10 protein-coding genes are annotated in these 11,232 nt (G+C 66.4%); 9 read left to right on the plus strand and 1 reads right to left on the minus strand.

Features of this window, described 5'->3' with window-relative positions; all coding sequences use genetic code 11:
- Positions 1–81 precede the first annotated feature (81 nt).
- From JQ603_RS14715 to JQ603_RS14735, 5 genes are all read left to right on the plus strand, one after another.
- Entirely contained in the window at positions 82–1,053 is a 972-nt protein-coding gene (locus JQ603_RS14715) for an aliphatic sulfonate ABC transporter substrate-binding protein (RefSeq protein WP_212340424.1), read from the plus strand.
- Positions 1,054–1,272: 219 nt separating this feature from the next.
- Positions 1,273–2,118 carry an ABC transporter permease gene (locus JQ603_RS14720; RefSeq protein ID WP_212340426.1) on the plus strand — a complete coding sequence of 282 codons (846 nt, stop codon included), beginning with the start codon at positions 1,273–1,275 and terminating at the stop codon, positions 2,116–2,118.
- 3 nt (positions 2,119–2,121) lie between these two features.
- The gene (locus JQ603_RS14725) at positions 2,122–2,907 is read left to right on the plus strand and encodes an ABC transporter ATP-binding protein (protein WP_212340428.1); all 786 of its coding nucleotides are present in this window, start codon (positions 2,122–2,124) and stop codon (positions 2,905–2,907) included.
- Between the two features lie 52 nt (positions 2,908–2,959).
- The gene (locus JQ603_RS14730) at positions 2,960–3,469 is read left to right on the plus strand and encodes an OsmC family protein (RefSeq protein ID WP_025033277.1); all 510 of its coding nucleotides are present in this window, start codon (positions 2,960–2,962) and stop codon (positions 3,467–3,469) included.
- 174 nt (positions 3,470–3,643) lie between these two features.
- A complete protein-coding gene (locus tag JQ603_RS14735) occupies positions 3,644–4,453 on the plus strand; it encodes a hypothetical protein (RefSeq protein WP_212340430.1) in 810 nt (269 codons plus the stop codon).
- Positions 4,454–4,535: 82 nt separating this feature from the next.
- Here JQ603_RS14735 and mutS read toward each other — a convergent pair whose 3' ends face one another.
- Complete coding sequence (mutS, locus tag JQ603_RS14740; protein WP_212340431.1) at positions 4,536–7,274, minus strand: DNA mismatch repair protein MutS; 2,739 nt, start codon at positions 7,272–7,274, stop codon at positions 4,536–4,538.
- 215 nt (positions 7,275–7,489) lie between these two features.
- Here mutS and pcaF point away from each other — a divergent pair, with 215 nt between their 5' ends.
- From pcaF to pcaG, 4 genes are all read left to right on the plus strand, one after another.
- Positions 7,490–8,698, plus strand: coding sequence for a 3-oxoadipyl-CoA thiolase (pcaF, locus tag JQ603_RS14745; protein ID WP_212340433.1), 1,209 nt, complete (start codon positions 7,490–7,492; stop codon positions 8,696–8,698).
- Positions 8,699–8,815: 117 nt separating this feature from the next.
- Positions 8,816–9,709, plus strand: a complete 894-nt coding sequence (locus tag JQ603_RS14750; protein WP_212340435.1) for a dioxygenase — start codon at positions 8,816–8,818, stop codon at positions 9,707–9,709.
- Between the two features lie 108 nt (positions 9,710–9,817).
- A complete protein-coding gene (pcaH, locus tag JQ603_RS14755; protein WP_212340437.1) occupies positions 9,818–10,519 on the plus strand; it encodes a protocatechuate 3,4-dioxygenase subunit beta in 702 nt (233 codons plus the stop codon).
- Position 10,520: 1 nt separating this feature from the next.
- Positions 10,521–11,111: a protocatechuate 3,4-dioxygenase subunit alpha gene (gene pcaG / locus JQ603_RS14760; RefSeq protein ID WP_212340439.1), complete on the plus strand. Its 591-nt coding sequence runs from the start codon at positions 10,521–10,523 to the stop codon at positions 11,109–11,111.
- The last annotated feature ends 121 nt before the right edge of the window (positions 11,112–11,232 follow it).

Consider the following 11,232-nt stretch of genomic DNA (forward strand, 5'->3'; position numbering starts at 1 on the left):
GGCCTTTCAAGGGGCGGATTTTCTCGTTGACCTCTAGATATAACTCATTGAAAAACAATGAAGTTTTGGAGGAGGCCGGGCATGGCTGGGATTACACGACGCATTCTGCTGGCGGGCGCTGTGGCGCTCGCTTTGACCCCTGCGGCGCAGGCCGCCGATCCGCTCAAGGAAATCCGCATCGACTGGGCGACCTACAACCCGGTGTCGATGGTGCTGAAGCAGAAGGGGCTGCTTGAGAAGGAGTTCGCCAAGGACGGCATCACCATCACCTGGGTGCAGTCGGCCGGCTCCAACAAGGCGCTCGAATTCCTCAACGCCGGCTCGATCGATTTCGGCTCGACTGCGGGCTCGGCGGCGCTGGTGGCGAAGATCAACGGCAACCCGATCAAGTCGATCTATGTCTATTCGCGTCCCGAATGGACCGCGCTGGTGACGGGCAAGGACTCCAAGATCGCGAGCGTGGCTGACCTCAAGGGCAAGCGCGTCGCGGTGACGCGCGGCACCGATCCGCACATCTTCCTGGTGCGTGCGCTGCTCGGCGCCGGCCTGACCGAGAAGGACATCACGCCGGTGCTGCTGCAGCACGCCGACGGCAAGACCGCTTTGATCCGCGGCGATGTCGATGCCTGGGCCGGTCTCGATCCCATGATGGCGCAGGCCGAGGTCGAGGAGGGCGCAAAGCTGTTCTATCGCAAGGCCGACGCCAACACCTGGGGCATCCTCAATGTGCGCGAGCAGTTCCTGAAGGACTATCCGGATGCCGCCCGCCGCGTGCTCGCGGTGTATGAAGAGGCGCGAAAGTATTCGCTGGCGAATTACGACGAGCTGAAGAAGACCTTCATCGCCGTGACGAAGCTGCCCGAGGCGGTCGTCGACAAGCAGCTCAAGGAACGCACCGAGCTCACCCACAGCCGCATCGGCGCGCCGCAGCGCGAGTCGATCCTCGCTGCCGGCCTCGCGCTGCAACAGGCCGGTGTCGTCGACGCCAAGGTCGACGTGAAGGCGACGCTGGATGCCCTGATCGACGACCAGGTCCCGCTGCCGACGAATTAGTCGGCAGGGAAGAGGCAAGCGCGCGCACCACACACCGCCGTCGTCCCGGCGTAGGCCGGGACCCATACCCACCGAGCGTAGTTATTGCGCGAAGGCGGTCACTCCGAGTCCCCGTAACCACACTGCCCTGTGGTTATGGCTCCCGGCCTTCGCCGGGACGACGGCTGAGAACATAGCAACACTGTTGCATTCCCTCGTCAGACGCGCTTCCTACCGGCCATGATCTCCGACGCGCCAGTCCTGCAACAAACTTCGGAACCCGCCGAGAGCGCTGCTGCGCCCTCGCGGCTGTCGCGCTATGCGCGTCCGATGCTGGGCGTGCTGCTGCCGCTGACGCTCGCGCTCGGCTGGGAGCTCGTGGTCTGGTCCGGCTGGTCCAACGGACGCCTGGTGCCGCCGCCGTCTCGCATCTTCACCACCATCACCGACCTCGCCCGTTCCGGCGAGCTGGTGCGTCACATCACTGCGACGCTGTGGCGCGTCTCGCTCGGCTTCGCCTTCGGCGTGGTCGCCGGCACCTTGCTCGGTGCCATCTCCGGTTATTGGTCGCTGGCGCGGCGGCTACTCGATCCGACCGTGCAGGCGCTGCGTGCGATCCCCTCGCTCGCCTGGGTGCCGCTGTTCATCCTGTGGCTCGGCATCTTCGAGACCTCGAAGATCGCGCTGATCGCGGTCGGCGTGTTCTTTCCGGTCTATCTCGGCGTGATGGGCGCGATCCTCTCGGTCGATCGCAAGATCGTCGAGGTCGGCCGCACCTTCCGTCTCTCCGGCCCGGCGATGATCCGCCGCATCCTGCTGCCCGCAGTGCTGCCGGCTTACGTCGTGTCGCTGCGCGTTGGCCTCGGTCTCGGCTGGATGTTCGTGGTCGCGGCCGAGCTGATCGGCGCCTCCGAAGGCCTCGGCTATCTCCTGCTCGACGGCCAGCAGCTCGGCAAGCCCGCGCAGATCCTCGCCGCCATCGTGATCTTCGCCATCCTCGGCAAGCTCACGGATTGGCTGATCGAGGTTGCGGCTGCGCCGTTCCTGCGCTGGCAGGACGCCTTCTTCCGCGCGAAGGGAGCGTAGCGCATGCTGGCGCTCGACCGGGTCAGCAAGACCTATCCCAATGGCGTTGAGGCGCTGGCGCGCTTCTCCGCCGAGATCAGGCAGGGCGAGATCATCGCCATCATCGGCGGCTCCGGCTGTGGCAAGTCCACGCTGCTCCGCGCCATCGCCGGGCTCGATCGCGCCAGCTCCGGCACCGTGACGCTCGACCGTGAAGCGATCAGCTCACCGCACGCCAAGATCGGCATCATCTTCCAGGAGCCACGCCTGCTGCCGTGGCTCAGCGTCGCCGACAATATCGGCTTCGGCCTCGCCGATCTGCCCGCCGCCGAGCGGCGCGAAAAGGTGGCGCGCGCACTCGAGCGCGTCGGGCTCACTGATAAGGCACAGGCCTGGCCGCGCGAGCTCTCGGGCGGGCAGGCGCAGCGCGTGGCGATCGCCCGTGCGCTGGTGCCGCAGCCAGAGGTGCTGCTGCTCGACGAGCCGTTCTCCGCGCTCGATGCGTTCACCCGCCGGGATCTGCAGGATCATCTGCTCGACCTCTGGGCCGACACGCGGCCGACCTTGATCCTTGTCACACATGACGTCGACGAGGCCGTGGTGCTGGCCGATCGCGTGCTGGTGATGCGGCCGCGGCCCGGCCGGCTGTTCGACCAGATCGAGATCAATCTGGCCCGGCCGCGCGATCGCAATTCGCCGCTGTTCGAGACCTTCAAGCGAAGTGTGCTGACGTCACTCGACCGTTCGCTCGACCGCAGCGTGCCCGACCGGGACGCAACCCAGGGTCCCGGTCAGGCCATGTGGTGGTGACATTTTTGCTCTGAGCCGGTAAATCGAGGGGCGATTTTTCCGGGAGAGAACAATGGACGCCGCCGAACTGCGCCAGATGCAGGCCCCGATCAAGGAGCGCTACAAGACCGATCCCAAGGCCGCGCTGATCACGTTGAAGGCCAAGGGTTCCACCGACAGCGAAGGTATCGCGTGCAAGGTCGAGACCGGCCGCGCCATCGCGATGGCTGGTCTGCATCCCGCCACCGGCGGCTCCGGCCTCGAGCTCTGCTCCGGCGACATGCTGCTGGAAGCGCTGGTCGCCTGCGCCGGCGTCACGCTGAAATCGGTCGCGACCGCGATCGAGGTGCCGCTCAAGACCGGCAATGTCTACGCCGAGGGCGATCTCGACTTCCGCGGCACGCTAGGCGTCGACAAGGAGACGCCGGTTGGCTTTGCCGAGATCCGCCTCCGCTTCGAGGTCGACACGCCGGCGCCGCAGGACAAGCTCGATCTCCTGCTCAAGCTCACCGAGCGCTATTGCGTGGTCTATCAGACCATCAAGAACGGCCCGAAGGTTTCGGTGTCGATGCAGCGGATGTGACTTTCTTACCCTCCCCTGAAGGGGGAGGGTCGATCGCGCGCAGCGCGAGCGGGGTGGGGTGATCTCTCCACGTCGCACACTGTTCGTGTTGAGAGATCACCCCACCCCGCTGCGCATTTCGCTTCGCTCCATGCACAGCGACCCTCCCCCTCCAGGGGAGGGTAAGAAGAAAAAATGTCCCTCGACCTCCACTTCATCCTCTTTCTCCTTTTGCGCATGGCGATCGCAGCGGCGTTCGTGGTGACGGCGTCTGTTATCACCGAGCGCTCGGGGCCGGTGATCGGCGCGCTGATCGCGACGCTTCCGGTGTCGGCCGGTCCGTCCTACGTCTTCCTCGCGATCGACCATGACGCCGCCTTCATCGCGCAGGGCGCGCTGGCGAGCCTGCCGGTCAATGCGGCGACGATCTTCATGTGCCTCACCTATGTCGTGCTGTCGCAGCGGCACGGCATGGCGGTGAGTTGTGGCAGCGCGTTCGCGGTCTGGATCGCAATGGCCTCGATCATCCGTCAGTTCGAATGGTCGCTCACCGCCGGGCTCGCGGCCAATTTGATCGCATTCGGCATCTGCATTCCGCTGCTCGCAGGCTATCGCCACGCGAAGATGCCGCTGGTGACGCGCCGCTGGTATGACGTCCCGATGCGGGCTGCGCTGGTCGCGACTCTTGTCGCCATCGTGGTCTCGACCTCCGGCTGGGTCGGCCCCCGCATCAGCGGCATCATCGCGCTCTATCCGGTGGTGTTCTCCAGCATCATGGTGATCCTGCATCCGCGCATCGGCGGTCCGCCGACCGCGGCCGTGCTCGCCAATTCCGCATGGGGCCTGCTCGGGTTCGGCATGGCGGTCGCCGTGCTGCATCTCGGCGCCGCCAATTTCGGCTCCGCCATCGGCCTCAGCATGGGGCTTGCGACCTGCGTCGGGTGGAATCTGACGCTGTGGTGGATGGGGCGGAGGAAGCGGCTTGAACTTCGTAGGGCGAATTAGCGAAGCGTAATCCGCCACCTTGCGTTCCGCCGGGATAGACCGTGGTGGGTTACGCCTTCGGCTAACCCACCCTACGGCACCGCTACTGCTTCGGCAGCCTGGCCTTCAACGCATAGAGCGCATCGAGCGCTTCGCGCGGGGACATCTCGTCGGGGTGCAGTGCCTTCACCGCGTCCATCAACAGCTCGGCTTCGCTCGGCGGCGTGGCTTCAGCGGCGGCGCGCGAGGGCACGGCGAACAGCGGCAGATCGTCCACCAAGGCGCGCGCGGTCTGGCCGCGGTCTTGCGCCTCCAGCTTGGAGAGCACGGATTTTGCGCGCGTGATCACGGCCGGCGGCAGGCCCGCGAGTTTTGCCACCTGGATGCCGTAGGAGCGGTCGGCCGAGCCCGGCAGCACCTCGTGCAGGAACACGACATTGCCCTGCCATTCCTTCACCCGCACCGTCGCATTGAACATCCGAGGCAGCTTTGCCGAGAGCGCAGTCAGCTCGTGATAATGCGTGGCGAACAGCGTGCGGCAGCGGTTGCTCTCGTGCAGATGCTCGATCGCGGCCCAGGCGATCGAGAGGCCGTCGAAAGTCGCGGTGCCGCGGCCGATCTCGTCGAGGATGACGAGCGAGCGCTCGCCGGCCTGGTTCAGGATCGCCGCGGTCTCGACCATCTCCACCATGAAGGTGGAGCGGCCGCGGGCGAGGTCGTCGGCGGCGCCGACGCGCGAGAACAGGCGGTCGATGATGCCGATCCGCGCGCGCGTCGCCGGCACGAAACTTCCGATTTGAGCAAGAAGGGCAATCAGCGCGTTCTGGCGCAGGAAGGTCGATTTACCGGCCATGTTGGGGCCGGTGAGCAGCCAGAGCTGGCCGGATTTTTGCGCCGGGCTTGGTGACAGGTCGCAGGCATTGGCGATGAACGGCTCGCCGTTGCGTTTCAGGGCCTGCTCGACCACGGGATGGCGGCCGGCTTCGATCGCGAAGGCGAGAGAGCCATCGACCTCGGGCCGCACATAGTTCTCGTCGATCGCGAGCTTGGCCAGCGAGGTCGCGACATCGAGCAGCGCAAAACCTTGCGCCGCGGCGCGCAGATTGTCGCTGATCTCGAGCGCCTTGGCGCAGAGCTTCTCGAAGATTTCGAGCTCGAGGCCGAGCGCGCGGTCGCCGGCATTGGCGATCTTGGCCTCGATCTCGCCGAGCTCCGAGGTCGTGAACCGCACCTGGCCCGCCAGCGTCTGGCGGTGGATGAAGGTTGCGTTCAGCGGCGCCGACATCAGCTTGTCGCCGTGCTGCGCGGTCACCTCGACGAAATAGCCGAGCACGTTGTTGTGGCGGATCTTCAGGCCCTTGACGCCGGTATCGTCGGCGTAGCGGGCCTGCATTGAGGCCACCACGAGGCGCGAGGCGTCGCGCAGGTTTCGCGCTTCGTCGAGCGCGGGCTCGTAGCCCTGGCGCACGAAGCCGCCGTCGCGCTTGATCAGCGGCAATTGCTCGTCGAGCGCCGTCGCAAACTCGGCGGCGAGCGAGCGCGACGGACGCTGCAAAGCGGCCATCACCGCCGCGATCTCCTGCGGCGGCTGGTCGAGCTCGGACAACCGCGTCAGCACCTGGTCGGCGGCGAGGATGCCGTCACGCAAGCCGGCGAGATCGCGCGGTCCGCCGCGGCCGACCGAGAGACGTGCGAGCGCGCGCGACATGTCGGGCGCGCCGCGCAAGATGCTGCGGATGTCCTCGCGCGCGGCGGAATCGGCAACGAAGCTGCCGACGGCGTCGAGCCGCCGCGCAATTGCCGGCGCGTCGGTCAGCGGCGCCGCCAGCCGTTGCGCCAGCAGACGCGAGCCGGCCGAGGTCACGGTGCAGTCGATGGCGTCGAGCAGCGAGCCGCGGCGTTCGCCGGCAAGCGTCCGCGTCAGCTCGAGATTGGCGCGCGTCGCCGGATCGATCGCCATGGTCGCGCCCGAGGCCTCGCGCGCGGGCGGCGACAACGGCGGGTGCTTGCCGACCTGGGTGCGGTCGACATAGGTGACGGCGGCGGCCGCAGCCGTGGCCTCCAGCCGCGTCAGCTGCGCAAGGCCGTCCATCGTCGCGACCGCAAAGTAGTCGCAGAGGCGCTTCTCGGCGGTGGCGCCATCGAAGACGTCGCGGGTCAGCGGCGTCACCGCCGGCAGCTCGCGCAGGGTCTGCCCGAGCTCGCTGTCGCTATAGAGCGCGTCGGTGACGATGGCCTCGTTCGGGTTGATGCGCGCCAGCGTCGCGGCGAGCTCGCCGCCCGAAACCTCGGTCGCCATGAATTCGGCGGTCGAGATATCGATCCAGGCGAGGCCGAAGCGGTCGCCGCCGGTGGACGAACGCGCGCGCGCGATCGCCAGCAGGTAATTGTTGGCACGCGCATCGAGCAGCGTATCCTCGGTCAGCGTGCCCGGCGTGACCAGCCGCACCACGCCGCGACGGACCACGCTCTTGTTGCCGCGCGCTTTCGCTGCCGCGGGATCCTCGGTCTGCTCGCAGACCGCGACCCGGTGGCCGGCCGAGATCAGGCGATGCAGGTAATCCTCGGAGCGCTCGACCGGGACGCCGCACATCGGGATGTCGGCGCCCTGATGCTTGCCGCGCTTGGTCAAGACGATGCCGAGCGTCCTGGAGGCGATCTCGGCGTCCTCGAAGAACAGCTCGTAGAAATCGCCCATCCGGTAGAACAGCAGCAGGCCCTGATGCGCCGCCTTGATCTCGAGGTACTGTTCCATCATCGGCGTCACGCGCGCGGCGGCTTCCGCTTGAGGCGCGGGCGTTTCGTCGGGCGGCGGTACGGGTATCGGCTGTTGCATCGTCATGGGCGGCGCAACCTACAAAATTTCGCCTCCTGCTCCTATCGGTTTGGCCGTGCGGGGCGGGTTTTCCACGTTGTCCGCACCGCGGCATGCGTGGCGGACCGCAGGCCCCTGCAAATCGCACGCGAAACCGTCAATTGACCTGCCGCGGGCGCCCTCCTAAAACTCCGCCGACATTGAAGAATTTGGCCGGATCGCGGCATTCAGGGAGAACAACGATGCGTGACGTCTTTATCTGCGATGCCGTGCGGACCCCGATCGGCCGTTTCGGCGGCTCGCTCGCCAAGGTGCGTGCCGACGATCTCGCCGCAACCCCGATCAAGGCGTTGATGGCCAAGCATCCCAACCTCGACTGGGCGCAGGTGGACGAAGTCTTCTTCGGCTGCGCCAACCAGGCCGGCGAGGATAACCGCAACGTCGCGCGCATGGCGCTGCTGCTGGCAGGCCTGCCGGATTCGGTTCCCGGCCAGACCCTGAACCGGCTCTGCGCCTCCGGCCTCGACGCCGTCGGCGCTGCTGGCCGTGCCATCCGCTCCGGCGAGATCGAGCTTGCCATTGCCGGCGGCGTCGAATCCATGACCCGCGCGCCCTTCGTGATGGGCAAGGCGCAGGAAGCCTTCTCGCGCTCGGCCGAGATCTTCGACACCACCATCGGCTGGCGCTTCATCAATCCGCTGCTCAAGGCGCAGTACGGCGTCGACGCGATGCCGGAGACCGGCGAGAACGTCGCCGAGGAATTCCAGGTCTCGCGCGCCGACCAGGACGCCTTCGCCATCCGCTCGCAGCAGCGCGCCGGCAAGGCGATCGCGGCCGGCTATTTCGCGGAAGAAATCACGCCGATCACGATTCCTGGCGGCAAGGCCGGTCCGATCACGGTCGACAAGGACGAACATCCGCGCCCTGAGACCACGCTGGAAGGTTTGGCAAAACTGAAGCCGATCGTACGCAATCCCGGCACCGTCACCGCCGGCAACGCCTCGGGTGTCAATGACGGCGCCGCCGCGATGATCCTGGCGTCCGAAGCCGCGGTGAAGAAGCACGGCCTGACGCCCCGCGCGCGCATTCTCGGCCTGGCCTCGGCCGGCGTGCCGCCGCGCATCATGGGCATTGGTCCTGTGCCCGCGACCCGCAAGCTGATGGAGCGTCTCGGCAAGAAGATCAGCGATTTCGACCTGATCGAGCTCAATGAGGCCTTCGCCTCGCAGGGCGTCGCCTGCATGCGCCAGCTCGGCGTCGCCGACGATGCCGATTACGTCAATCCGCATGGCGGCGCCATCGCGCTCGGTCATCCCCTCGGCATGAGCGGCGCGCGCCTCGCGCTCACCGCCGTGCACGGCATGGAGAAGCGCGGCGGCAAGCTCGCGCTGGCCACCATGTGCGTCGGCGTCGGCCAGGGCGTCGCCGTCGCGATCGAGAAGGTGAATTGACGAAACGCGCAGCGTCTCGTCATCCCGGGGCAGCCCGAAAGGGCTGAGCCCGGGATCTCGAGATTCCGGGTTCAGCCCTCTCGGGCTGCCCCGGAAAGACAGGGAGAAAAAGCCAGCATGATCATCGAGCGCGAGCAGGACGTCACGGCCGCGGCCCTGGCGGTGATGGAGCGGACATCCGATCCGCGGCTGCGGCAGATCATGGTCTCCCTGGTCAAGCACCTCCATGCCTTCGTGCGCGACGTTCGCCTGACCGAGAAGGAGTTTCGCGACGCCACCGCTGTCATCGCCGAACTCGGCAAGTTGACCACCGACACGCATAACGAAGTCGTGCTGATGGCGGGATCGCTCGGCGTCTCCCCGCTGGTGTGCCTGCTCAACAATGGCGATCAGGGCAATACGGAGACCGATCAGTCGCTGCTCGGACCGTTCTGGCGGCTGAACTCGCCGCGGGTCGAGAATGGCGGATCGATCGTGCGCTCGGAGACACCGGGTGCGCCGCTGTTCGTCAATGGCCGCGTCGTCGACAGGGACGGCCGTCCCGTCGCCGGGGCCGAGGTCGATGTCTGGCATGCTTCGCCGGTCGGCCTCTACGAGAACCAGGACCCTGAGCAGGCCGATATGAACCTGCGCGGCAAGTTCACCACCGACCAGGACGGACGCTTCGCCTTCCGCTCGGTGATGATGGTCGGCTATCCGATTCCGACGGATGGCGTGGTCGGCCGCCTGCTGGAGGCGCAGGGCCGGCACCCCTACCGCCCCGCGCATCTGCATGCTTTGATCTTCAAGCCCGGATTCAAGGTGCTGATCTCGCAGGTCTACGATCCCGCCGATCCGCATATCGACAGCGACGTGCAGTTCGGGGTGACGCAGGCGCTGATCGGCAAGTTCCAGCGCCACGATACGCCGCATCCGACCGCACCCGATGTCGCGACACCCTGGTATTCGCTCGATCACACCTACCGGCTCGAGACCGGGGAAGCCGTGTTGCCACGTCCGCCGATCAAATAGCGTTGGCGCAGGAGGCTTAAACCCGCTTCCCCAAATTAGTTATATCCTATAATGATTGGCGGAAGCGTTGACCGGCTGGACCTAAAATGGCCGGGGAGGAGTTCGCCAATGACATTCATCTATCCCGTCGACAGCAACAAGGCGCATCCGCTGCCGCTGTCGCCCGACTACAAGAGCTCGATCAAGCGCGCGCCGAACAAGCCCTTGATCCCGATGCGTCACACGCTGTCGGAATTGACCGGTCCGGTCTACGGCCACGAGACCGTGCGCAAGGGCGACAACGATCTCACCACCCAGCACACCGGCGAGCCGATCGGCGAGCGCATCATCGTGCACGGCCATGTGCGCGATGAGGACGGCCGCGGCGTGCCGAACTCGCTGGTCGAGATCTGGCAGGCCAATTCCTGCGGCCGCTATGTCCATGTCCGCGACCAGCATCCGGCGCCGCTCGATCCGAATTTCACCGGCGCGGGCCGCACCGTGAGCGATGCCGCCGGCTACTACCGCTTCGTCACCATCAAGCCGGGCGCCTATCCCTGGGGCAACCATCACAATGCCTGGCGTCCCGCGCACATCCATCTCTCGGTGTTCGGCCATTCCTTCGTCACGCGCCTGGTGACGCAGATGTACTTCCCGAACGATCCGCTGTTTCCGTTCGACCCGATCTTCAACTCGGTGCCGGACGAGAAGGCGCGGGCGCGCATGGTTTCCTCGTTCGATCTCGAGAATACCCAGCCCGAATGGGCGTTGTGCTACCGCTTTGACATCGTGCTGCGCGGCAAGAACGCTACGCCCATGGAGAACCACTAACGTGCAGGATAACGGGATCACCCCATCGCAGACCGTCGGTCCGTTCTTCAAATACGGCCTGACGCCGACCGGCGACTATGCGTGGAACGACGCGTTCACCAACTCGACGCTGACGCCCGATGTCACCGGCGATCGTGTTCGCATCGAGGGCCGCGTGTTCGACGGCGACGGCGTCGTCGTGCCGGATTGCATGCTGGAGATCTGGCAGGCCGATGCGCAAGGGCGTTTCGCCGACCCCCAGGACAAGCGCGCGCTGCCCAATGCCAGCTTCCGCGGCTTCGCCCGCTGCGGCACCGACAAGGACGGCAATTATTCCTTCGACACCATCAAGCCGGGCGTGGTGCCGGATCCCGACGGCAAGCCGCAGGCGCCGCACATCGTCCTCGCCGTGTTCGGGCGCGGCATGCTCAGGCATCTCTACACCCGGATCTATTTCAGCGACGAGGCCGGCAACGCCTCCGATCCCGTGTTGGCCCTGGTGCCAGCTGAGCGCCGCGCCACGCTGACCGCGGTGCGCGAGGCCGGCAAGCCGGTCTATCGCCTCGACCTGCACCTCCAGGGCGACGACGAGACGGTGTTCTTCGACATGTGAGGCAATGCGTCGCGGCAACTCCGGGTCGCCGCGACGCGCTTCTCATTCAGCGCAATCGCAACCGATGCTGCGCGTTTGAGCGTCAGTCTCGCTGACCAAAACCGATTGATTGACGCCCCAT

The organism is Bradyrhizobium liaoningense (assembly GCF_018130825.1).
GTDB lineage: Bacteria > Pseudomonadota > Alphaproteobacteria > Rhizobiales > Xanthobacteraceae > Bradyrhizobium > Bradyrhizobium liaoningense_B.